We start from the raw sequence: 25,143 nt of genomic DNA, 5'->3' as shown, positions 1-25,143 counted from the left end.
TATAATGATTGAATATAAAAAATAGGACTGCATTCATGCAGTCCTATTTTTTTATTGAAAATTTCCGTATATCGATTTGGAAAGATGAAGAGGCCGTTTCTTGAAGGACTTTTGTATATATAGATGTTGTATTACAGAAAATTATCTTAATATTCCGAAAAATATTTTTGTGAAAGGAGGAATTAATAAAAACAAATAGAATATACATATTAAAAATGTAACCGGTTACATTTTTAATATGTATGAAGGGGGATCATTATGGCAAAAACCACAAGTAAAAAAGTAGTGGATAGTGAACATTCGCTATCAGCAGTAGATCAAGGTAGTAGACAAGGGTTCTGGGCTGTAATTGTAGTAATGCTTGGCTTTACTTTTTTCTCACCTAGTATGACAGCTGGAGGAAACTTGGGAATTGGACTTAATATGACGAACTTTTTTGTGGCGATGATTTTAGGAAATGCATTTTTAGGTGCGTATACAGGTGTTTTAGCACATATTGGACAATCAACAGGTCTCACCTTGGATCTATTAGCGAGATATTCCTTTGGCATCAAGGGATCATACCTACCATCTGCACTTATTAGCTTCACTCAAATTGGATGGTTCGGTGTTGGCGTTGCCATGTTTGCACTGCCCGTTGGAATTTTACTAAAGATCAATACGACGATATTAATAATCATAACAGGTGTTTTAATGACAGCTACGGCTTACTATGGAATTAAGGCTCTTGCCGTATTAGGTTCCATCGCGGTTCCTTTGATAGCAGCTTTAGGAATGTACTCTGTAAACTATGGCATAAATGAAGTAAATGGGTTTGAAAATGTTTTTGCAGAAACGCCCAGTGCGCCAATTACCATAGCTGTAGCCCTTTCTATAGTAATCGGTAGCTTTATTAGCGGTGGTACAAGTACACCCAATTTTACTCGTTTTTCAAAAACATCGAAGATTGCCATATGGGCAACAGTGATCGCTTTCTTTATAGGAAATAGTATTATGTTTGTATTCGGAGCCGTAGGTGGAGCTGTTACTGGAAATGCTGATATATTCGATATTTTAATTTCACAAGGACTGATGCTACCGGCTATATTAGTTTTAGGATTAAACATTTGGACAACAAATAACAATGCATTATATACCGCAGGTTTAGGATTGGCTAATATAACAAAGATTCAAAGCAAACCAATGGTTCTGGTAGGCGGGGCAATTGGAACGGGCGCAGCTCTTTGGCTGTATAATAACTTTGTAGCGTACTTAAGCTTATTGGGTGGGATGATACCACCAGTTGGCATCGTTGTAATGATTCATTACTTCATGAATAAAAAACAATATACCGATGAGAATTTTAAACATGTTGATGTAAATGTTGGAGCTATCATCGCTGTAATTTCTGGAGCTTTAGCAGGAATATTTGTAAAATGGGGCGTTCCTCCTGTGAACTCATTGGTTGTTGCCGCATTAGTTTATTCAATTTATGAAGTTAAAAACAATAAAAGCAATAGGGAGGAAAGTACGGTATGCTAATAAAAAATGTGTATTTAGAAAACCATCGTGAAAAAACAGATCTACTAATTAGAGATGGAAAATTCGAGAAAATCGGACCCAATATTACACCCTTAGAAGGAGATGAGATCATAGATTGCAATGGCTCTATGGTACTACCTCAATTCATAGAATCCCATGTTCATCTCGATTCTGCACTAACAGCTGGTGACCCAAGATGGAACTTATCAGGAACTTTATTCGAAGGGATCGCTTGCTGGTCCGAGCGAAAAGATAAGCTAACAAAGAAGGATGTAATGGATAGAGCAAGAGAAGCCATTAGAAAACAGGCAAGAAACGGAATCGGTCACGTCCGTACACATGTTGATGTAACAGATCCAACACTGGTTGCTATGGAAGGGCTATTGGAGCTAAAAGATGAATTGAAAGATGAAGTAAATATACAAATTGTAGCGTTTCCACAGGAAGGGATTATGAGTTATCCCAACGGAACAACTTTAATGGAAAATGCCGCAAAGATGGGTGCGGATGTTTTAGGAGCAATTCCTCATTTTGAATTTACCCGTGAATATGGGGTTGAAAGTCTGAACTTTACAATGAAGCTTGCTGAGAAATATGGTTTATTGGTAGATGTTCATTGTGATGAGATAGATGATGAGCAATCGCGATTTGTAGAAACTTTAGCAGCAAGAGCCTATGAGTCGGGTTTGGGCAATAGAGTTACTGCAAGCCACACGACATCCATGCACTCCTTTAACAATGCCTATGTATCTAAATTATTCAGGCTTTTACGGATGAGCAAAATGAACTTTGTATCAAACCCTTTGGTAAATACTCATCTTCAAGGTCGTTTTGATACTTATCCGAAGCGTAGAGGGGTAACTAGAGTTAAGGAATTACTGGAAGCTGGTATAAATGTGTCCTTTGGTCATGATGATATATTTGACCCGTGGTATCCTCTAGGCGATGGGAATATGATAGATGTAGTTCACTTAGGTCTTCATGTGTGTCAAATGATGGGATATGAAGAAATTATGAATTCATACAAACTCATAACCCATAATGCAGCAAAAACCTTAAATTTAGGGGACACCTATGGGATTAAAGAAGGAAATCCAGCTAGCTTCATAGTTCTCAATGCAGACAATTTCTATAATGCATTAAATGAGAAAAAAGAAGTGCTATATAATTTTACGAAAGGCAAGTTGATCGCTCAAACATCTCCAGCTAAAAAAGAAACTTTATTTTAGCGTTAGAGAATCGTATCGGATCGTTGAATCATTTCTTTAAAAATTCAGCACCATTTTGTATGGCCCCATACATTGTGGTGCTGAATTTTATTACTTTGTATGAATCTGCAACGATGGTATAATAAAGATAATATGGAAATGGTTACATTGGGGAGGCGATAAAATGTCAAATATACGAGAGGTTGCAAAAAAAGCTGGGGTTTCTGTAGCCACTGTTTCCAGGGTTCTAAATCATCCAGAAAGTGTATCTGCAGCTACTATGGAATTGGTGTTAGACACCATGAATAAGATGCAGTACACGCCAAATGGATTTGCTAGAAGTCTAGCTCTTAACCGTTCCAGTACCATAGCCCTTCTGATACCGAATATATTAAATCCTCTATACCCGCAGATCGCCAAGGGGGTAGAGGACGTTGCCCATCAAAAGGGGTATAATATATTATTATGTAACACAGAAGAAAACGGAGAAAAAGAGCGGGACTACTTGCATATGCTAATCGAAAAGAGGGTAGGCGGATTTATTCTAACAGCCAGCCAGTTAGAAAATAAGGATTTACAGAAAATAAAAAATCAGAATATACCCTTTGTAATGATTGGAAGAAACATGGAAGAAATAGATGAAAATATGGTATTTACGGATTATCATATAGGCGCCTATGAGATTACACAGCATTTAATCGATGTGGGATATCGGAATATAGCACATATAACGGGTTCATTAAATCAAATAGAAAATTTACAGAAAAAAAAGGGATACGAAACAGCCCTTCAAGAGGCCGGAATGGTCTTAAGATCTGAATATATAGTTGAAGGAAATAATGAAATCGAAGGGGGTTATTTAGGAGCAAAAAAATTGCTCCAATTAAAAAAAAGACCGCAAGCCATTTTTGCAGCCAATGATTTAATGGCCATTGGAGCAATCGATGCTATAAAAACAAGTGGATTGAATGTTCCTGGCGATGTTGCAATTGTTGGGTTTGATGATATTACCATGGCGTCTTTTATTGAGCCTAAATTAACCACAATATCTCAGCCCGTTTATAAAATGGGACTTATTGCAGCCCGTCTTTTGTTTGAAAGTATTGAAAATAGACAACAAGAGGATGGTTTTAAACAGAAAATATTTGTACAACCCAAGTTAATGGTTAGGAAATCCTGTGGTCATGAAGATCGTGTGCGGGAAATTTTCAATTAAAGGGGAGAGAAGAATGGATTTATCGGTAAATTTTCTGGGATTGTCCTTAAAAAACCCTATTATTGTATCGGCAGGACCTTTGACAGGTAGTGGGTCAATGATGAGGAAAGCAATAGAAGCCGGAGCTGGGGCAGTGGTTACAAAAACAATAGCAAACGAAATACGTCCAAATGTTAGGCCACGCCTGGTTAAAGGAAGGGAGGGTCTACATAATATTGAATTATATAGCGGTTTTACCCTTGAAGAATGGGAGAATGAAATCGCTTATGCAAAAATCCATGGTGCTGTAGTTATTGCAAATATTCTTGGACATACTTCATCAGAAATTGCCTATATTGCTCAAAAGGTGGAGCAATTTGGAGCAGATGCTGTTGAACTGGGGGTATCCTGCCCACATGGAGAAGGATTGGAAGGCGTAATTTCAGAACCTTCTAAATTATACGAATTCACAAAAGCCGTAGTAGACCGAATCAAAATTCCAGTGATGGTAAAGCTATCATCCAATACTGTGAATGTGGTTAAATTAGCCAGAGCAGCAGAAAAAGCAGGTGCATCTGCTATTAGCGGAATTGATACAGTACGTTCAATTGCAGGGGTAGACATTGAAAAAGGTCGGGTGCTTTTACCAACCTTTGGAGGCTATTCAGGAGATGCAATCCGTCCTATTGGTTTAGCAGCAATCGCTTCTATAGCACAAGCTACCAGCATTCCTATTTGTGGTATCGGTGGAATTACTAATTACGAGCATATTTTAGAATATATGATGCTAGGTGCTTCCACTGTACAAGTATGTACATCTATTATATTAAATGGATATGAACATATAAGTACGTTATTAGATGGATTAAATGGTTGGATGGCACAACATAGCTATAGAAATTTTGACGAAATTAAAGGTATGGCGTTGGTCTCACTAAAATCCTTTGAAGAAATAAAGCAAGAGCCCTATGTTTCACAACCAGTGGGAAACTGTAAGTCCATGCAATGCAATCGATGCGAGAAATCTTGTATTTGGGGAGCCATTAAAGTGAATCGTGAAAACGTTCGCGTGGATAGAAAACTATGTACTGGATGTGGCCTTTGTGTTAGCGTTTGTCCACAACGTATATTTGAGCTGCGTTGGAAGGATTGATTTTGAAATCGAATATAAGGGTGGATTAAAGTAGGGTATCTGAAATTAAAATTTTAAGTACTCTATTTTGTGATGTAAAAAAATCCTTGGAAAAATCATTTTCACATAGACTTATTTGATATAATAATATTGAATAATTCTCCTATGTGTTATATTATGTATATAACACATATAATGGAATGAATTAGTAGACATAAAAAACACATTGTGAAACATGAAAGAAATTCATTGAAAATGGGGAGTATAAACTAAGATAGACAACGTTGGGAAGGGAATGGTATACGATGCTGAAACTAAACAAGGTGAGCAAATCCTATGGAAGTGATGGCAATAAGGCAGTGGATCAGATTAGCTTCGAGGTAAGAAAGGGAGAAATTTTTGGGTTTTTAGGTCCCAATGGTGCAGGAAAAACGACTACATTAAAGATGATCGTGGGTCTCTTGAAGCCAGATGAGGGGAATATTTTAATCAATGATCTAGATCTTCAGGAAAATTCGTTGACAGTAAAAAAAATGTTTAGCTACGTTCCAGATAATCACGAAGTATATGAACGTCTGACAGGAATAGAATATCTCAATTTTATGGGGGATATGTATGGGGTTTCCAAGGATGTGAGAGCAAAAAAAATCAACGAGTATTTGGATCTTTTTGAACTGAAGCATGCTGTAAACGATTTGATCAAAAGCTATTCCCATGGAATGAAGCAAAAGATCGTTTTAATCGGCGCTCTGTTAAATGATCCCGAAATTTTTATACTGGATGAACCATTGGTGGGTCTGGATCCCAAATCGGCTTTCAAACTAAAGGAGATTATGAGGGAGCGATGTGATGCAGGGAAATCTGTATTTTTCTCGACCCATGTGCTTGAGGTGGCAGAAAAGCTTTGTGATCGAATCGCAATTATAAGAAAAGGGAAAATTATTGCCTGTGGCACTATGGAGGAATTAAGAAAGCAGTCTGAAGGCAAGGAATCCCTTGAAAATATATTCTTGGAGTTGACAGAATGATGAAGGGATTAGGATCGCTATTAAAAACAGAACTGAATGTGAACTTTGGAATTTCTGCTTTTAAATATAAATATTTGAAGCAGAAAAAGGAGCTTTGGCAGCCAGCGATATTTATATTGGCAATGCTTTCTTTACTCCCCCTCTATATTCAATATATCAAAATCCTAGGCGCCATCTTTACCTCACTGCAGTCGATCAATCAAGAGGGAACCCTGCTACTTTTAGGGATTTTAGGATCGCAGATTATGCTCTTTCTATTTGGCATATCCCATATATTTGCTAAGTTTTATTATTCGGAGGATCTGCAGATCTTGATACCTCTTCCCATAAAGCCCAGTACCATATTGACGGCACGCTTTATTACAGTATTACTTAATGAATATTTAACTGTGCTGCCAATTCTGATACCGATCCTATTGGTATATGGGATTAAAAGCAGTGTAGGGTTTTTATATTGGATCTTTAGCATAGTAATCATTATGACGATTCCAATTATACCCCTCGCCATTTCCTCCATTGTCGTTATGATCTTTATGAGATATACCAACATAAAGAAAAAGAGAGATCTTATCCGAGTCCTTGGAAGCATCGTAATGATATTGATTATTTTAGCATTCCAGTTCATAACACAGCGGCTTGCTACAAAATTTCCAGAAGGCGGAGAAATGGACTATATCACTGCACTGCTCAGTGAGAGAAATAGTATGATTCAGCAAATCGGTATGAGATTTCCCCCGAGTATTTGGGCATCCAAGGCACTGGCTAATTTCAATACCTGGGATGGAATCCTCAATATCGCTATTTTTGCAGGGATTTCTATGTTGATATTCTATGGTATGGTCTACGTAAGTGAAAAAGTATTCTATAAGGGATTAATCGGTGGACAGGAAATTTCGTCTCAGAAGAAAAAACTGACGGAGGGACAACTGAAAAGTCGTATCAGCAACGTGCGCCATCCCATTGTGGCCATATTGGATCGAGATATGAAAATTCTAATCAGAACGCCTATTTTTCTAATGAACTCCATCGGCGCTGTGATTATTATTCCCTTTGCCTTAGCCATGCCGCTGATGACCAGGGACCCACAGACCTTGAATATGATCAAACAGTTCTATAATGAGCGTACCATACCTCTTGGAAATCTGATCCTATCTGCCTTCATCCTATTTATTGCTGCTACCAATGGCATAGGCGCAACGACTTTTTCACGAGAAGGGAAACAATTCTGGATTTCACGGATTGTACCCATTAAAATAGAGTATCAAATTGCTGGGAAGATTTTAAGCTCTATTTTAGTTCAGATTTTAGTACTCGCTCTAATTTTGGGTGGAATATCCTTACTAGTTCCACTACAGATTTCTACAATCATCGTCGTTACCATCCTAGGGATCCTAGGGAGCATACCGGTGACAGAGCTGGCCATGTTTATTGACATTACACGACCTTTGTTGGATTGGGATAACCCTCAGAAAGCAATGAAGCAGAATATGAATGTGATTTTCTCTATGATGGCAGGCATGGCTTTTATTTTCGGAAGTGCGATGCTGGCGTTGCTTTTATTGAAGCTGAACACAAATCCTATGGCGATTTATCTGATCTTTGGAGGAATATACGGAGCATTGTCTGTCATTCTTTTTAAGGCATTAAGTCGTTTTACCGAGAAGAGATACAGCGATATTCAATAAATAAAAGCTTCTAAATTGACTTTTCAATTTAGAAGCTTTTATAGTGTAGGATAAATCCTTGAATGAATAAAAAATATAGGCAATTATATTTGGCGAATGATCCCCATGGGTGTTTGCTGGTGACCTTGGCCAAGGGGATTGTCCTTTAAAATTTGAACGACTTCGTCTAAGTTGATATCTTTGTGGGATGCGCCTAGAATATTTCCCCCAAGATCATTAATATCGGAGATGACCACCCTTGTCCCATTTAAGGCGTCGCTAATTTCTCTCGCCACTTTATCTGGCTGAGCAGGACCCAGCACAACATGGCTGTTATATGGCGGAATGGTACCAGAGGTAGGGCCATCGATAGCTCGAGCCTTTGGACCTGCGATTCTATAAAAATCCCCTTTTCGTTTGAATAATATTTTGGTGATTGCGCCAATTGCAGCCGCAAATAAAATACGAAGGGTGCCACATTCTCTAAGGGCCATTTCCATGGTTTCTGGCATACCCAGCCCGATACCTGCCGGGGTTTTGGTGACGTATTTTGCAAGAAAAACTGCCAGTGGTCTCGGTTTAATTTCACTTAATGGCAGGGCTCTTCCCTGTGTAATACCAACAATTTTTTCTGTAATAAACACAATATCATTTTCTGCGGTTTTATCCTTTAAATATGTACAGGCAACATCTATCATACGATCTTCTCTTTTGATCAAATGAGTTTTCACTGGAATTCTAATGAACTTTTTTCCATTCACATGGATTTCTAGCTCTTTTCCTTCGTTTGCGCGTATTTGTTCCGGTTGGTCCATAAAAAAGCCTCCTATTGATATAGTATATAAAACATTATAACCATAAATGAGTGCAAAATTCAACAGCAACTCAGATTTCTCTACCTGAGAAGTATTGGCGGTATAAAGAAACAGTATTCCCTAGAATCTGTATAAAGGATATCGAAATATGGATAAAATTAAGGCAATAGTTGTTATCATTTAGTCCAGTTTGTGATATTATAGTAAAGTAGAGACTTAAGCGAGTTAAGGGAGTGTAATCAATTGGTTTATTATAAAAAGTATTATCGATACTTGGCGCCTTTCATAATTATTGCTAGTTTATTAGGCAATCTATATTTGGCGGTTCAGCTAAGGTCGATTAAGAAGAGTGTAAGTAGTTCAAATGCTATGATATCAAGAAAGGTTGAGAGTGGTATTCGAGATACCATGTACTCTGTGAAGGCTTTTATGGATATCGGTGGAAAAGACGAACTTACGAATTTACAGCGGTCCGTGCATCAATTGACTACAATCTTTAATAATTGGATGGATATCAATAATACAACCAGTGATCCAAATGAACCGATGAAGAGAGGATTAAGTGGCCTGGAGAGTCTAAGAAACACGCTGGTTCATCATTTAAATAACAATTATAGCAGTCATAATGAGGAATTAACGGAATATGATCAAGAACTTTTAGCTAAAATATATGAATCTCTAGATCGACTCTTATCCATCTATCACAACATTGAGGGACGTTTAAGAGAAATAAAGAGGGCAGATAAAAGCGATGGTGGATTAACTCAGTGGGCAAATAATATGGAGGAAATCTCCAGACTATACCGTCACAGTCGTACACCAAATCACCATCCTACGTATTTGGAGGCAGATACGGTATTGGCTAGGGTAAAGGAAAAGTTTCCAGAGCTGAGCAATTTTTCCGGCACCATAAACATATCGGATAAGGTTCAGATGAAAGACGGAGTACATTACTATGAGATTAAATATGTCATAGAGGATCAGGTGCAATACAGTATGTGGATGGATGCCATAGAAGGCTCTCTTAGAAGATTCGAAGATCATCGAGAAAATGAAAGCAGCACTACTGTTTTTAAGGAAGCAGCTTTGAATATTGCAAAGAGCTTTATGGAGCGATTCGAATCCTATGAAAATATGCGCCATGGCGTTTCTTTAATAAAGGAAGAGGGCACAGAGGATACTGTCTATGCCTTTGAATTTGTTCCAATTATAGAGGATATTGCTATTATCAGTGATAATATTAAGGTCAATGTGGCTTCTAAAAACGGAAAAATTCTTAAATACTCCAGTGATTTTAGTAACACCAGTGTACCCATATTAAAGGAGAAAAGTCAATTGAGTGACATTGAGGAAAAACATGCTGAGAAGCTTGCAGACATGGTATATACGGGGATGGCCATTGTTCGATCCTTCTATACCAATTATCAGCCAGTGATGACCTATAGCTATAAATCTGCTAAAAATGAAGAAAATAGAAGGCTATATTTTGACATGGCCACTGGTAATCAGGTATATGAGGCCTTTTCAGTGTATGAGCCAGTATCCTATATGGATAAAGAGGCAAATTATGAATAATTGAATCGTATCCCTAGAAGCTAATGCTTTCTAGGGATTGTTATTTCAGCACTTAAAATTTTAGTTCTCGCTAGAATTAAGTGGGCCATAAGGTTTGTGAGTCTAAGAGAATAAATTTTAATTTGAAATACAGTAAAAGATTTTAAGTGGTTAAAGGAAGTGATATTTTGGAAATCGTAGAGAGGGATCAGGAAATCCTTGTAAAGAATTTACAGGATTTTGATCCAAAGCATATTTTTGAGTGCGGTCAATGCTTTCGATGGGACAAAGAACAGGATGGCAGTTATACCGGCGTTGCCTTTGGAAAAGTGCTGAATGTAAAAAAGGAAGAAGACAACGTAATATTCAAGCATAGTAATAAAGAAGAGTTTCATAAGATTTGGATCCCTTATTTTGATTTGGATAAGGATTATGGGAAAATCAAGGCAGCGCTGATAAAAGAGGATGAGATTATGAAGTCTGCTGCAGATCTTGGGAATGGTATTCGAATTCTTCAGCAGGATTCTTGGGAAACCTTGATTTCTTTCATTATTTCCTCCAATAACAATATACCGAGAATAAAAAAAGCTGTAAACTTAATCAGTGAGCGATTTGGACTTTATTTAGGAGAATACGATGGTAAAAAGCAGTACAGCTTTCCAGAGCCGGAGGTTGTATGCGCCTTATCCAATGAGGAACTCACTTCCTGTGGTGTGGGGTATCGTGCTAAATATATTATCGACACAGCAAAAGCTGTTGTAGAAAAGAATATTTTGCTTGATGAATTGAAGAAGCTGGATAGCAGTGATTGCTTTGAAGCTTTACTACAATTTAATGGTGTCGGGCCGAAAGTGGCAAATTGCATCTTGTTTTTTGCTATGGGCAAGGTAGATGCCTTTCCAGTAGATGTTTGGGTAAAAAGAGTGATGGAGCACTTTTATTTTAAAAAAGACACACCAAATAAGGAAATTGAAAGGTTCGCTAAGGAGAAGTTTGGTGAATACGCAGGATATGGGCAGCAATATTTGTTCTATTATGCCAGGGAAGCTGGCATAGGAAAATAAAGTTTGTTCGCTCAGGCTTACAAACTTTATGTCGCACTCAACTCTAGATAGGGCTTAGCGTTTCAAGTGCTCAAAATAAAGTTTGTTCGCTCAGGCTCACAAACTTTATGTCGCACTCAACTCTAGATAGGGCTTAGCGTTTCAAGTGCTCAAAATAAAGCTTGTTCGCTCAGACTCACAAACTGTATGTTGGACTCGACTCTAGACAGGGCTTAGCGTTTCAAGTAGTAAAAACAAGAGAATTTGAACTAAACGGGGGATGAATATGTTAGGTACGATTGTAAACGCTGTGGCAATCATTGTAGGAGCAATTGTCGGTGTTTTTCTAAAAAAAGGAATACCGGAAGGATATAAGGCAACAATCATAAATGGTCTAGGGTTAAGCGTATTGGTCATCGGTTTATCTGGGGCGCTAGGAAGTCAAGATATCCTTCTGATGATTGCCAGCGTCGTCATTGGAACCATATTGGGAGAGGCTCTTAAAATAGAAAAGGGACTTGAAAATATCGGTTATTGGATCGAAAATAAAGCAGGCTCTAAAGAAGGTGGCATCGCCAAAGGATTTATTACTGCAAGCTTAGTATTCTGTATCGGTGCTATGGCGGTTATGGGGGCATTGGAGAGCGGTTTAACTGGAAATCATGAAACCCTTTTTGCAAAAGCCCTCATTGACGGTATTATGGCAGCCATGTTTGCCTCTACCTTGGGCATCGGTGTAGCTTTCTCAGGGGCAGCAGTTTTTGTATACCAAGGTCTGATTACTTTGACGGCATCTTTTATGAAACCATTTTTAATAGAAAGTGTCATCACGGAAATGTCTGCCATCGGTGGCCTCTTGATCATGGGAATTGGTATCAATGTATTAGAAATAAAGAAAATAAGAGTAGGAAATATGTTACCAGCCGTATTTATACCGATATTATATTATATTTTACGCCTATATATTTTGTAATTAGTAGAAAATAAGAGAACGGTTTAGATATTTCTATATAATCGAATATAGTTGCCTAAACTGGAATATAATAGGCAATATTGACATTTGCTAGACAAAACACTTTTAGATACCATTATAGATGTAATTAGCACTCATCTCAATAGAGTGCTAATAAAATAAAAATGATATAAATAAATAAAAAAACAATAAATTTCAAGGAGGTTTATGTTATGAATATTAAGCCATTAGGTGACAGAGTAGTAATTAAGAGAGTAGAAGCAGAAGAAACTACAAAAAGCGGTATTGTGCTTCCAGGTAGTGCAAAAGAACAACCACAATTAGCTGAAGTTATGGCCGTAGGGCCAGGTGGCGTTATTGAAGGGAAAGAAGTGGTAATGGAAGTAAAGGTAGGGGATAAAGTAATTTTCTCTAAGTATGCTGGTACAGAAGTAAAATTTGATGGTGTAGAATATACCATATTAAAGCAAAGTGATATTTTAGCAGTTGTTGAATAATCAATACTACATAGCAATTCAATGAATATAAATAAGAACTAGGAGGGTATTATTATGGCTAAAGAAATTAAATTTGCTGAAGAAGCACGTCGCTCATTAGAAGCTGGTGTGAATAAACTTGCAGATACTGTAAAAGTTACATTGGGACCAAAGGGAAGAAATGTGATCATTGATAAGAAATTTGGATCTCCATTAATAACCAATGATGGGGTAACCATTGCTAGAGAAATCGAATTAGAAGATGCTTACGAGAACATGGGTGCTCAGTTGGTTAAAGAAGTTGCTACAAAAACCAATGATGTTGCTGGTGATGGTACAACGACAGCAACCTTATTAGCACAAGCTATTATTAGAGAAGGATTAAAGAACGTAGCTGCTGGAGCGAACCCAATGATTCTTAAAAAGGGAATTCAAAAGGCTGTAGATGTAGCAGTAGAAGAGCTAAAAAATACTTCTCAGAAGGTAGAAGGTAAGGAAGCAATTGCTCAAATCGGTGCAGTTTCAGCTGCAGATGAAGAAATCGGTCAATTGATTGCAGATGCTATGGAAAAGGTAGGAAACGATGGGGTTATTACTGTAGAGGAATCTAAATCCATGGGAACTACTTTAGACGTGGTAGAGGGTATGCAATTCGATAGAGGATATTTATCTGCATACATGGTAACAGATACAGAGAAAATGGAAGCAGTATTCAACGATCCTTATATTTTACTGACAGATAAGAAAATCAATACAGTGCAAGAAATCCTTCCTGTATTAGAGCAAATCGTACAACAAGGTAGAAAATTGTTGATCATAGCAGAAGATATCGAAGGAGAAGCATTAGCTACACTAGTATTAAACAAATTAAGAGGAACCTTCGAGTGTGTAGCTGTTAAGGCACCAGGTTTTGGAGATCGAAGAAAAGCAATGCTAGATGATATTGCTGTACTTACAGGCGCTACTGTAATTTCTGATGAATTAGGATATGATCTAAAAACTGCGACAATCGATATGCTAGGTACAGCAAGAACGGTTAAGGTTGATAAAGATAATACAACAATTGTTGAAGGAGCTGGAGATTCTAGCGCTATTAAGGATAGAGTAAATCAAATTAAGAGACAAATAGAAGAGACAACTTCTGATTTTGATAAAGAAAAATTACAAGAGAGATTAGCAAAGCTTTCTGGTGGGGTTGCAGTGATCCAAGTTGGAGCTGCTACAGAAACAGAGCTAAAAGAAAGAAAGCTAAGAATCGAAGATGCATTAAATGCTACAAGAGCAGGGGTAGAAGAAGGTATGGTAGCTGGTGGAGGCGCTTCATTAGTCCATGTTATTCCAGCAGTAGAAGCTTTACTTGAAACTACTGAAGGAGACGAAAGAACTGGCGTTAAGATCATCAGAAGAGCTCTAGAAGAGCCATTAAGACAAATTGCTGCAAATGCTGGACTTGAAGGATCTGTTATTGTAGAGAAAGTAATGAGTTCTGAAAAAGGTATTGGTTTTGATGCATTAACTGAAAAATATGTAAACATGATTGAAGCAGGTATCGTTGACCCAACAAAGGTAACAAGATCTGCACTACAAAACGCAGCATCTGTTTCAGCAATGCTATTAACTACAGAAGGTGCTATTGTAGATATTAAATCCGATGAACCATCAATGCCAGGAGGCATGGGTGGCGGAATGCCAATGATGTAATAGAAATTAAATAAAAAATGCGATAGATACATGATTTTAAGGCTATTTATAGCCTCAAAAGCCTACTCTATCCAACCTATGCCCAATCTAAAATAGAACTTTCTATTGCAGATTGGGCATTTTATTTTTACTTGAGGCTTAAAGGATTTTAATTGTTTTTATAGAAAAATATAATATAGATAAGCTAAATCGTGTTTTAGCACTTCTTTATTTATTGAAGCTAAACGAAATCCTAGGTAATTTGTATAAGAAATATTAGTACGATTCGAGAGTTGAATAGCATGAATATACAAAAATCAATATATACAAACAATTTTAAAGAGGACGGACAAGACCATGGTCAGAAGGGGGCGTTTTTAGCCATGCTAATGAGAAGAGCTCCTGTGGGATAGTAGACAATTATCACAAAATAGGATGGGTATCTTGGCACACTAACTGCATTACAAATAGGATCGTTTTTTTATATTGGATAGATTATGGGAGCATATTATAGTGTACGGGAGGAGTTTACAATTGATGAGTGATTTGAATAAGAAAATAATACCGACGGAAGCAACTCAAGCATTAGAGGTTATAAAGGAGCTGCTTGGAAATGCAGTAGTTGGTGTATATCTCTTTGGATCTGCCGTAGAAGGTGGATTGCGTATTCATAGCGATGTGGATGTCTTAGTGATCGTAAATCAGAGGCTAACAGAAATAAAGCGAAGAAAATTAGTCACTAGATTCATGACGATCTCTGGGAAAATAGGAAATAAAGATTCTGTGCGACCGCTTGAAGTTACGATTATAAATCGTGTAGATGTAGTACCTTGGCAATATCCGCCCAAAAATGAATTGATCTATGGTGAATGGCTCAGGGACGAATTTGAGCAAGGAAAAATTCCAGAACCCGTTTATGATCCTGATTTGGCCATCGTTTTAAATCAAGTGAGAAATAATAGCATTTCTCTTCTTGGACAAAATGCTTCAGAAATACTGGAACCCGTGCCGATGACGGATATTCGAAGAGCGATTATGGACTCACTACCAGGATTAATTGGGAGCATAAAGGGTGACGAGTGCAACGTGATTTTAACTCTAGCCAGAATGTGGCTGACAGTAGCTGTCGGTGAAATTTCTCCAAAGGATGTAGCTGCAGAATGGGCTATACCCAAGCTATCTGAAGAACAAGCAGCTGTATTGAGTTTGGCTAGAAAAGCCTATCGAGGAGAATATGTTGATGAGTGGGAAGGACTGAGCTCCGAAGTGGCAGCAGTCGTTAATCATATGAAAAAGTCCATAGAATCTTGCTTAGGTATATGTGAGGAAAGAGGACAAAAAAGAAGTATGGTATCTGCCAATGTAAAGTAGCTATGAAAAAAATGACACCTAGGACAAGTTACATGAATCCGATATTTTGTAGTATACTACAAAGAAATAAGAAGAATGGGTTGGAGGAGCATAATGTAAGGAGGGAATCTATGGGCATAGATGATATAAGAAATGTAGATCCAGAAATTACGAAATTGATTATTGATCACTTGGATGGTGTGGTTATTACTGATGCTCAAGGAAGATATGTATACGTAAATGATACTTGGTCTGAGATGATGGGTGGAATAAAATTGGAGGATGTGAAGGGAAAATATGTGAAGGATTTAATTCCAGATACTAAAATCGACTTCGTTCTTAAAACCGGAAAGCCAATTACAGGACATGTGATCATAGCAAAGGGACCGTCTAAGATAAAATCATTTTCTACATACATCCCTATTTTTAATAAGCAAGGAAAATTAGTAGCAGGGTTTATTCATGTAATTATAAAGGGAATGGAAAATGCCATTGATTTTTCCTTTAGAATTAATAGTATGGCTACTCAGCTGGAATATTACCAACAAGAATTAAAAAAGATTAGAGGCGCTAAGTATACCATTGATCATATTGTAGGGGATAGTCCAGAAATTCAAGAATTAAAGAGGAAAATTATTCAAGCCTCCAGAACGAATTCCACTGTTTTAATAGAGGGGGAAACTGGCGTAGGGAAGGAATTAGTCGCTCATTCCATCCATGACTTAAGTAATCGGGATTCATTTCCTTTTGTAAAAGTAAATTGCTCTGCCATACCGAGAGAACTTTTAGAGTCTGAATTTTTTGGATATGAGGAAGGTGCTTTTACAGGGGCTAAAAAAGGTGGAAAAGAAGGTCGGTTTGAAATGGCCAATAAAGGCAGTTTGTTTCTCGATGAAATTAATCAACTCCCTTTATTTTCTCAGCCGAAATTATTACGAGCATTGCAGGAAAAGGAAATTGAAAGAGTCGGAGGAAAAGGAAGTATACCTGTTGATGTAAGGGTCATAGCTGCTGCAAATGTCAATTTAGAGAAGATGATAGAAGAGAAAAAGTTTAGAAGTGATTTGTTTTATAGATTAAATGTATTGAAAATTGTCATACCTCCTTTAAGAAAAAGGAAAGAAGATATACCTTTAATCGTGGAAAGTCTAATAGAAAAATTAAACTTCCAGCTAGGAATGAAGGTTCCAGGAATATCAGAAGATGCCAAAATGAAACTTACAGAAGTACATTATGACTGGCCTGGAAATATAAGAGAATTGCAAAATATAGTGGAGAGAGCCATGAATAGTTCGTGGGGGGAGACTTTAGAATGGGTTCACTTTAAGGATTATTTTAGAAGTAAAAACCCTAAATTTATTGATAAAATCAGTCAAAACAATATGTCAAAGATTAAAGACATAAAAGAGGAGCTGGAAAAAGAGACGATTATCAATGCTTTAGAGAATTCCAAAAGCAAAGCAGAAGCTGCAAAGAAATTAGGAATATCCAGAACCGCCTTTTATAAAAAATTAAAAAAGTATGAAATAAAAGGTTAGAGATTTGTAACCTTAAGTTTACATATAAACTTAAGATTACATTACGATGAAATATTGTTTTTTCACTGAATATTGAGAATTTTAATTATAAGTGTAAACCTATATTTACAGTAAAAAGAAAGAACTTTGAATTCACATTGCTATAAGCAAGGAATTTCAAGGTTCTTTCTTTTTTTATTTCTGGCATGGTAATTGCGTAATAGTATAGTAAATATTCGTAAAGGAGGATGGATTTGATGAAAAATGCTGTAATCGTTTCAGCGGTTCGTACACCTGTAGGTAAATTCAGAGGTGCTTTATCATCTGTGGAACCCTATAAAATGGCAGCTGAAGTGATTAAAGAATCTATTAAGAGATCTGGTATCGATAAAACCATGATAGACGAGGTTATTTTTGGTAATTTGATGGGACATGATGTAAACAATATGGCAAGAATGGCATCGTTGGAGGCTGGAATCCCTATAGAAAAGCCAGCACTTACAGTAGATCGACAATGTGGTACCTCACTGAATGCGATTGCACTGGGAGCAATGATGATTCAATTGGGAGAGGCGAAAGTAATCGTTGCTGGAGGCGTTGAAAGTGACTCTCGCAGGCCATATATCATGCTGAAGCAGGAAGCAGCGTATGCTCATACGCCCCCTAAGTTCAGCAGTCATCTAAATCTTTCACCAGAGCACATAGGAAATCCAAATATGGGGATCACTGCTGAGAATCTTGCTAGTATGTACCAGCTTACAAGAGCGGAGTTGGATGCCTATGCCTATAACAGCCATAGAAAGGCTGCTTTGGCAGAAGAAAAGGGTAAATTTAAAGAACAGATTTTATCCATAGAAGTTCAGAAGGGAAAAGGTAGAACTGAAATCGTTTCAAAGGATGAAACCATAAGAGAAGAGATTAGCTTAGAGGCAATGGCAAAGTTGAAGCCAGTTTTTAAGGAAGATGGCATAGTAACAGCAGGCAATAGTTCACCTATGAGTGATGGTGCTGCTGCAGTAGTAATTATGGAAGAAGAAATGGCAAAAGCACTAGGGGTAGAAATATTGGCAAGATATAAAGCCTTTACTGCTGTAGGTGTAGATCCAAATATTATGGGAATCGGTCCTGTTCCAGCTACTAGAAAAATTTTAGAAAAGACAAATTTAACTTTAGAGGATATTGATTTAATTGAATTAAATGAGGCGTTTGCTGCTCAGACAGTAGCTTGTATAAAAGAATTAGGCATAGATGAAAAGAAGCTGAATGTAAATGGAGGTGCAATAGCTCTTGGCCATCCACTGGCAGGAACAGGCGCCATCTTAACAACAAAAATGGTTTATGAAATGAGAGATAGAGACGCTCATCTAGGTTTAATCACTTTCTGCTGTGGTGGCGGACAAGGAGTAGCCCTATTGCTAGAGAGAGATTAGAAATAATGAAAAGGAGATGAATGAAATGGGAAAAACTATTATTACAGTGGCAACAACGGGAGCTTGGCCAACTAAAAAGGATAATCCAAATATACCTTTAACCCCAGAAGAAATAGCAGAAGACGTGTATCAATGCTATAAAGCAGGAGCAGCAATCGCTCATCTTCACATGAGAGATGATGAAGGTCAAGGCACCATGGATAAGGAAAGATTTGAAAAAACAGTTCAACTAATTAGGGAAAAGTGTGATATCGTTTTAAACTTAACGACTTCAGGAGATTTAAATGCAACCGATGAAACGAGACAAGCACATCTAAAATCTATAAAGCCAGAATTAGCTTCCTATGATTGTGGCAGTATGAATTGGATGCATCAAACAGTATTTTTAAACACACCGAGCTTTTTAGAAGAGTTAGGTCATACAATGCAAGCTTATGATGTGAAGCCAGAAATAGAGATTTTTGATGGCGGTATGGTTTACAATTCTTTATATTATTTAAAGAAGGGTGTTTTAAAAGGGCCTCTCCACTATCAATTTGTCTTAGGCGCAGCAGGTGGTATGGCTGCTACCATAGAAAATCTAGTATTTTTAAAAAGTTTAATACCGGAAGGATCTACATGGTCTGCTTTAGGAATCGGAAAAGGACACGTTCCAATTATGCTAGCAGCAATTGCAATGGGTGGGCATATTAGAGTCGGTATGGAAGATAATGTTATGTTTAATAAAGGAGAATTGGCGGAATCCAATGCGCAATTCGTTACCCGTGCAGCAAATATCATTCGTGAAAGTGGCAATGAAGTTGCAACACCACAGGAAGCAAGAGAAATTTTAGGACTAAAATAAAGGAGCGTGCAGAGATGAAAATTGTAGATTTAAGTATTGCAATAGAAAGTGGATTACCCAGTGATCCGCCAGATTATATACCACATATAGAATATCAAAATCATAAGGATACAGCATCGGATATGCTGGCGTATTTTGGAGATGCTACTTTAGAGGATTTACCAGAGGGAAATGGATGGGCTGTAGAATTTATAAAGCTATCCACCCATGCAGGAACCCATATTGATGCTCCTTATCACTATTATCCAACAATGAATAAGGGAGAAAGAGCTTGGACCATTGATGAGGTTCCTTTGGATTGGTTTTATGGTCCAGCGGTGGTAGTAGATTTTAAGGATAAGCCAGATGGATATAAAGTGGAGCCAATAGATTTTGAAGAATACTTCAAAAAAATTAAGTATAGCCTAAAACCAGGAGACATCGTATTGGTGAATACTGGTGCCAGCAAATATTGGGGAACGAAAGAATATTTATCGAAGGGGTGCGGTATGACGAAAGCGGCGACCTTATGGCTTGTAGAACAAGGTGTTCGGGTAGTCGGAACGGATGCTTGGAGCTGGGACCGCCCTCTACCATTGATTGCAAAGGAGTTTAATGATACTCATAATAAAGAGATCATATGGGAAGGACATCGTGCAGGCGCAGAAAAAGCTTACTGCCATATAGAGAAGCTGACCAATTTAGATGCATTACCCATCATAGGAAGTGAAATTTTCTGTTTCCCAGTAAAGATTAAAGATGCCAGTGCTGGATGGATTCGTGCAGTTGCCTTTGTAGAAGATTAATTTCAGAAAGGGTGCGCCCTTTCTGAAAGATCGGAATTATTAAATATGCTTCATAAAACCAATAATAGGGAGGTTCAATAATGGTGAATATAGCTTTTATTATATATGCGGTTATATTTTTGGCACTCTTAATAGGCTCTGGATTTATTGCTAAAAAGTGGGTATCAGATTCTGACGATTTTATTATTGCAGGAAGAGAAATAAGCCTGCCAGTCAATATCTTAGGCGTTGTAGCCATTGGTTTTGCAGGAACAAGTATTACCTTAGCCCCAGGTTTTTCAGTTTTATATGGAATAAAAGGCGGCATTGTTTGGGGTGTAATATACTCTCTGTTCGGATTATTACTTTATGCAAATCTATTTTCTAATTTTATTCGGAGATCTGGAGCACAAACCCTTCCAGAATATTTTGAAACACGTTATGATGGCAGAGTCCGAGGATTGGTAGCCATGACATCAGTCATTGGCATGTGCGGTATTTTAGCGAATAATATTGTATCCCTTTCCTCTATTGTTTCAGGGTATACAGGATGGCCAGTTTTTTTAATTACAGCAGTTGGGTTTTTAGTAATATTAATCTTTGCAACCATGAGTGGCATGTGGGCAACCACCATTACAGACTTTATACAAGTTATCATAGGCACCATTGCAGTGCCAGTCTTCCTCATGATCTTAGTTCGTAAATATGGCGGTATGGAATATTTTAATACTTGGTTAAGTGGCGATTGGATAAACCAAGGACTATCAGGTGCAACTTTACCTGGATTATCCATGAAATATCCCAGCGTTATTACTTTTGCCATATTATTTGGAACAGCATTGGTATGGGGGAACAATTATTATTGGATCAAGATTGCTTCTTGTAGAAACGAAAAGGTTGCGAAAAAGTCTTATACCATAGGCTCTATTTATTTAATTATTGTGTTTATGGTTCCATTATCCTTTATAGGGATTTATGCAGGTACTGCAATGCCAGAAGTCTTCACATTAGCGGGAGGCAGTATTGCTCATACAGCAGCCTATGGCGTAATCGCCAAGGTAATTCCCCCATTCTTAAGTTCTCTATTTATTGTAGGTGCTGCTGCAGCCGCATTGTCTACTTCTTCAACATCTGCAATGGGAGCAACATCTACGGCAACGCGTGATATCTATAAAAGGATGATCAACAAAACTGCAACGCCAAAAGAAACGCTAAAGGCAAGCAAAGGTATTATGGCATTAATTATTTTAGTTACATGGGGAATGACATTTTTCCCAGGAGGACCAACCTATTTATTTGCATTTGCAAACGCTTGGTTAACACCGCCAGCAGTGCTTCTCTTATTAGGAGCGTTGTGGCCAAGGTTTAATTCAAGAGGGGCATTCTGGGGTGTTTTATCAGGAATGATTACGATGATTGCTTTAACAGTAACGGAGCTGACCGGAATCTTTGTAATTGGAAATTGGACACACATGGCAATCGTTGGATTTTTAGTATCCCTTGTTGTAGGAATTATAGCAGCTTTAACTGCATCGCCTAAATACTATGGTGTTGCTGAATGGAATATTAAAGCCAATGAAAGCAATCGAAAAAATATCAAATTGGATCCATTTGATTTAAAAGTATTGGAAATGATTCGAATTGGACATCAATACCTAGCGGATATCACGGACGGATTAAAGGTGGATTCTAAAATTTCTAATGAATCTATTGAAAGGCTAGATCAAGGAGGCTATATTGAGAGAGCTGGATTGGTAGGAAGTAAATTCTTTACTTTTAATATCACTGAAAAAGGAGAATCCATCTTACCGAAATTAAATGAAAATGAAGATCGGATGATGAAAGAATATCTTACCCCTAAATACGTAGATTTCTTAGAAATTGTTCTAAAGGACCCTGATAAAGCTGGAAAGTTTGCGAAAGACCATGACATGGGATCCTTACAAATGTCCAGTATGATTTCACATCTGGCTCGTCGTGGATATATCCTTGAAAAAGGGATGTTTAAAAGAAAAGTTGAAATAACAGAGAAAGGAAAATCCATCGTAAGCCAATATAAAAATCCTAAATTAGCTTAAGCAAAGAAGTAAAGACCTAAATCGGTAGAAGATTTAGGTCTTTGTGTCGATAAAAGGAGGCTTTGGAAATTTTATTTATTAGGAAGTGTTTTTCTGATAAAATGGATCTGTGAAATAAAAGTGAAGGAGGATAAGGATGGACCAAGGACAAGGGATGTTTTTAGGATATATATTGGAAAGAGTACAAGAGGATAAGGTTGAGGAAGCAAAGGGATTATTCTTCGAAAGTTTTCAGAAGTTATCAGCGGGTCACTTTACTCAAGAAGATATGATACGATTGGTTCCAAAAGCCATGGCGCTATTGAAGCCAGAATGTATAGAAGAAGTAATGGCGATTATGAATCAGTTTGCTGCTGGGCTAAACCAATAGAAAATAAAAAGGCTAGTACATTTTATTTTATAAAATGTGCTAGCTTTTTTATTTGAATTCCATGTAGTACTTAGAAGAGAGTAGCAACTAGTACCTTGCGCCGTCATAAGATGGAGCAACGAGAGAGGATCAGAAAAATTAGAAACCAATGACAAAGACGACAACAGATTAAGGAAAGGAGGATAAAACTATGATTATTGATATTTCCAGTCATCAGGTGCCAGCAAATATGAATTATGATGAACTGGCAAAACAAGTAAAGCTGGTAATCATTCGCACCCAATATGGCTCTAGATTAATAGATAAGCATTATAAGACGCACCATAGAGAATTTAAAAAAAGAGGAATTCCTACGGCTGCCTATGCTTGGGTGCGGGGCACCTCCATAGAGGACATGAGGGTGGAAGCAACGGATTTTTACAACAGAACGAAAGAATTCAACCCAACCATTTGGTTTATTGATGTAGAAGAACAATCCATGGACGATATGAGCAGTGGGGTGTCTGCCTATGTAAAGACACTTCGAGACCTTGGAGCAAAAAAAGTAGGCATTTATATAGGGCATCATCTATATAAAACCTTCAATTTGAACTTAGAGGAAGTTGATGCTGTGTGGATACCTCATTACGGCAGAAATGATGGCACCTTAAATAGTACACCCATCTATCCCTGTGATATTCACCAGTACACAGATAAAGGAAAGTTAAATGGTTATAGTGGTTATTTAGATTTAAATAGATTGATGGGAACGAAACCTTTATCTTTCTTTACTGGGAATGAAGAAAAAGATTTCGATACCATTCAAATAAATCTTCACGGAAAAGACATGGAGGTTCAGGGAATATGGAAGGATAATATAAATTATATTCCCGTACGATTCCTAGAAAAACTAGGATATAAGGTAGATTGGAAGGATAACAAGGTAATGATTCGATATAAAGGGGAGGAAATTTAAATGTATCAAAACTTTATAACAGTAGAAATGCTCGCGACCTTTGCAGGTCTTGTTGCGGCAGTTACATTGATTGTGCAATTTAGTAAAACGCTAATTAAAAATAGATTTGGTGATGTAGCAATAAGAATATATACGTTTATGATCTCTTTGATATTAACCTTTGCATTTGCTCGGGTAGAGACAGGGATGAAAGGCATCGTATTAACTGTAGTGAATGCAATCATTATAACTATGGCAAGTATGGGTGGGTATGAGATGATAACGGATCCCAAGGCCCTGAAAAAGAGAGTGGAACCTTAAAGGCTATGGTAGGGCTTAAACCCTACCATTTTTACTGCGCCTAGATCAATTATTTAGATAATTGAATATTTCTATAGACTAAGTTGGATAGATTTGTAATTTCAATTGTATTTTTTTTAACAGGTATAATAGAATAGCTATGAAATTCATTATATTTTGTAGGAGGAATTACATTGAAAAATTCGCCATTTAAGTCTACAAATGCTATGATTATGGCCTCACTGGGAATTGTAATTAATATCGCTTTTGGAACAGTTGTACAGGCTTTACAAATCCCATTGTTGTTCTTAGACACCATAGGAACGATTTTTGTAGCTGCATTATTAGGGCCATTTGCAGGTGCATTGACAGGGGGACTAACGAACATTATTCAAGGAATGATCACGAATCCTAAAAACATTCCATTTGCTATTGTAAATGTAGTTATTGGAGTAATTGTAGGGATGATAGCTAAAAGATTTAAATTTGACCTTAAGGTTGCCATCATTACGGGCGTGATCTTATCTGTAGTAGCGCCACTGATCGGAACGCCAATATCCGTATTTGTATATGGCGGTTTAACAGGAGGCGGTACTGACCTCATCTTTGCATGGTTATTATCCACTGGACAAAAAATCTTCACAGCTGCTTTTATCCCAAGAATCACAGGAAACTTTATCGATAAAATTGCCAGCTGCATTTTAGTTTCTATGTTACTGAACGCTCTGCCTAAAAATTTGATAAATCATCAAGCACAGAAAAATGCTTAGAAGAAAGAAAATCATCTATACAGCACATTGCGTTTTAAATCAAAACGCTGTCATAAGAGACTGGGAGAGAGCACAAGGAGCTTTTAATAGTATTTTGAAGGTGCTATTGGACAAGAATATATCCATTGTTCAATTGCCTTGTCCAGAATTTACTTTTTTAGGTGAAAGTCGTCCCCCTATGACGAAGAAAGAATACGATACCCTAGAATATAGAAGTATTTGTAGGAAGTTAGCAACAGGAGTTGTTCATCAGATGAAGGAATATTTAAATAATAGCTATGAAATTATTGGATTGTTGGGTATCGGCGGCAGCCCATCGTGTGACACTTTGGGAGAAAAGGGCGTTTTTATTGAAGAACTGGTGAACTTAATGAGTGCAGAAAATATTCATTTGGATTATTTCGATATTCCAGAGCATTATATAGAGGGTGAGAATGAAGAAGTACTGAAGGATCTTCGCTCTTTTATTTTAGATTAATGGATACGCATTTTCATAT

General features: G+C 37.3%; 23 protein-coding genes. 22 read left to right on the top strand and 1 reads right to left on the bottom strand.

What is annotated here, in order from left to right; all coding sequences use genetic code 11:
- Positions 1–258: 258 nt before the first annotated feature.
- The 6 genes from codB to CLOS_RS12995 all read left to right on the top strand — a co-directional run bounded on the left by codB (position 259) and on the right by CLOS_RS12995 (position 7,769).
- Positions 259–1,521, top strand: a complete 1,263-nt coding sequence (gene codB, locus CLOS_RS13020; protein WP_012160297.1) for a cytosine permease — start codon at positions 259–261, stop codon at positions 1,519–1,521.
- The gene (codA, locus tag CLOS_RS13015; protein WP_012160296.1) at positions 1,515–2,750 is read left to right on the top strand and encodes a cytosine deaminase; all 1,236 of its coding nucleotides are present in this window, start codon (positions 1,515–1,517) and stop codon (positions 2,748–2,750) included. The genes codB and codA overlap by 7 nt, the downstream gene beginning before the upstream one ends.
- A gap of 163 nt (positions 2,751–2,913) precedes the next feature.
- Entirely contained in the window at positions 2,914–3,945 is a 1,032-nt protein-coding gene (locus tag CLOS_RS13010; RefSeq protein WP_012160295.1) for a LacI family DNA-binding transcriptional regulator, read from the top strand.
- A 13-nt stretch (positions 3,946–3,958) separates the two neighbouring features.
- Positions 3,959–5,077 (top strand): 4Fe-4S binding protein, encoded by a 1,119-nt coding sequence (locus CLOS_RS13005; protein WP_012160294.1) that lies wholly within the window; start codon positions 3,959–3,961, stop codon positions 5,075–5,077.
- Positions 5,078–5,361: 284 nt separating this feature from the next.
- Entirely contained in the window at positions 5,362–6,084 is a 723-nt protein-coding gene (locus tag CLOS_RS13000) for an ABC transporter ATP-binding protein (protein WP_012160293.1), read from the top strand.
- Entirely contained in the window at positions 6,081–7,769 is a 1,689-nt protein-coding gene (locus CLOS_RS12995) for a putative ABC transporter permease subunit (RefSeq protein ID WP_012160292.1), read from the top strand. The genes CLOS_RS13000 and CLOS_RS12995 overlap by 4 nt, the downstream gene beginning before the upstream one ends.
- An 83-nt stretch (positions 7,770–7,852) precedes the next feature.
- Here the strand turns inward: CLOS_RS12995 and CLOS_RS12990 are convergent, their stop codons facing one another.
- Positions 7,853–8,563 carry a coenzyme F420-0:L-glutamate ligase gene (locus CLOS_RS12990; protein WP_012160291.1) on the bottom strand — a complete coding sequence of 237 codons (711 nt, stop codon included), beginning with the start codon at positions 8,561–8,563 and terminating at the stop codon, positions 7,853–7,855.
- Between the two features lie 243 nt (positions 8,564–8,806).
- On the opposite strand from CLOS_RS12990, the gene CLOS_RS12985 reads away from it, so the two are divergent.
- From CLOS_RS12985 to CLOS_RS12910, 16 genes are all read left to right on the top strand, one after another.
- On the top strand, positions 8,807–10,138 hold the full coding sequence (locus CLOS_RS12985; RefSeq protein ID WP_012160290.1) for a YcdB/YcdC domain-containing protein: 1,332 nt from the start codon (positions 8,807–8,809) through the stop codon (positions 10,136–10,138).
- Between the two features lie 167 nt (positions 10,139–10,305).
- Positions 10,306–11,181 (top strand): DNA-3-methyladenine glycosylase family protein, encoded by an 876-nt coding sequence (locus tag CLOS_RS12980; protein WP_012160289.1) that lies wholly within the window; start codon positions 10,306–10,308, stop codon positions 11,179–11,181.
- A 265-nt stretch (positions 11,182–11,446) separates the two neighbouring features.
- The gene (locus CLOS_RS12975; protein ID WP_012160288.1) at positions 11,447–12,133 is read left to right on the top strand and encodes a DUF554 domain-containing protein; all 687 of its coding nucleotides are present in this window, start codon (positions 11,447–11,449) and stop codon (positions 12,131–12,133) included.
- A 212-nt stretch (positions 12,134–12,345) separates the two neighbouring features.
- Positions 12,346–12,630: a co-chaperone GroES gene (gene groES / locus CLOS_RS12970; protein WP_012160287.1), complete on the top strand. Its 285-nt coding sequence runs from the start codon at positions 12,346–12,348 to the stop codon at positions 12,628–12,630.
- Positions 12,631–12,684: 54 nt separating this feature from the next.
- Positions 12,685–14,310, top strand: a complete 1,626-nt coding sequence (gene groL, locus CLOS_RS12965; protein WP_012160286.1) for a chaperonin GroEL — start codon at positions 12,685–12,687, stop codon at positions 14,308–14,310.
- A gap of 516 nt (positions 14,311–14,826) precedes the next feature.
- On the top strand, positions 14,827–15,660 hold the full coding sequence (gene ant(9) / locus CLOS_RS12960; RefSeq protein WP_012160285.1) for an aminoglycoside nucleotidyltransferase ANT(9): 834 nt from the start codon (positions 14,827–14,829) through the stop codon (positions 15,658–15,660).
- Between the two features lie 110 nt (positions 15,661–15,770).
- Positions 15,771–17,177: a sigma-54 interaction domain-containing protein gene (locus CLOS_RS12955; RefSeq protein ID WP_041719368.1), complete on the top strand. Its 1,407-nt coding sequence runs from the start codon at positions 15,771–15,773 to the stop codon at positions 17,175–17,177.
- Between the two features lie 236 nt (positions 17,178–17,413).
- On the top strand, positions 17,414–18,586 hold the full coding sequence (locus CLOS_RS12950) for a thiolase family protein (protein WP_012160283.1): 1,173 nt from the start codon (positions 17,414–17,416) through the stop codon (positions 18,584–18,586).
- A 25-nt stretch (positions 18,587–18,611) separates the two neighbouring features.
- Positions 18,612–19,430: a BKACE family enzyme gene (locus CLOS_RS12945; protein WP_012160282.1), complete on the top strand. Its 819-nt coding sequence runs from the start codon at positions 18,612–18,614 to the stop codon at positions 19,428–19,430.
- Between the two features lie 14 nt (positions 19,431–19,444).
- Positions 19,445–20,215, top strand: coding sequence for a cyclase family protein (locus CLOS_RS12940; protein ID WP_012160281.1), 771 nt, complete (start codon positions 19,445–19,447; stop codon positions 20,213–20,215).
- An 80-nt stretch (positions 20,216–20,295) separates the two neighbouring features.
- A complete protein-coding gene (locus CLOS_RS12935) occupies positions 20,296–22,272 on the top strand; it encodes a sodium:solute symporter family protein (RefSeq protein ID WP_012160280.1) in 1,977 nt (658 codons plus the stop codon).
- 136 nt (positions 22,273–22,408) lie between these two features.
- Positions 22,409–22,642 carry a hypothetical protein gene (locus tag CLOS_RS12930; RefSeq protein ID WP_012160279.1) on the top strand — a complete coding sequence of 78 codons (234 nt, stop codon included), beginning with the start codon at positions 22,409–22,411 and terminating at the stop codon, positions 22,640–22,642.
- 190 nt (positions 22,643–22,832) lie between these two features.
- Complete coding sequence (locus CLOS_RS12925; protein ID WP_012160278.1) at positions 22,833–23,597, top strand: glycoside hydrolase family 25 protein; 765 nt, start codon at positions 22,833–22,835, stop codon at positions 23,595–23,597.
- Entirely contained in the window at positions 23,598–23,897 is a 300-nt protein-coding gene (locus tag CLOS_RS12920; RefSeq protein ID WP_012160277.1) for a hypothetical protein, read from the top strand.
- 173 nt (positions 23,898–24,070) lie between these two features.
- Positions 24,071–24,646: a CD3073 family putative ECF transporter S component gene (locus CLOS_RS12915; protein WP_012160276.1), complete on the top strand. Its 576-nt coding sequence runs from the start codon at positions 24,071–24,073 to the stop codon at positions 24,644–24,646.
- Entirely contained in the window at positions 24,639–25,124 is a 486-nt protein-coding gene (locus tag CLOS_RS12910) for a CD3072 family TudS-related putative desulfidase (protein WP_012160275.1), read from the top strand. The genes CLOS_RS12915 and CLOS_RS12910 overlap by 8 nt, the downstream gene beginning before the upstream one ends.
- Positions 25,125–25,143 lie beyond the last annotated feature (19 nt).

This window comes from Alkaliphilus oremlandii OhILAs, from assembly GCF_000018325.1.
GTDB classification, from domain to species: Bacteria; Bacillota; Clostridia; order Peptostreptococcales; family Natronincolaceae; genus Alkaliphilus_B; species Alkaliphilus_B oremlandii.
The sequence above is the reverse complement of the archived record's forward strand: the minus strand, read 5'-3'. Positions and strand labels throughout refer to the sequence as shown.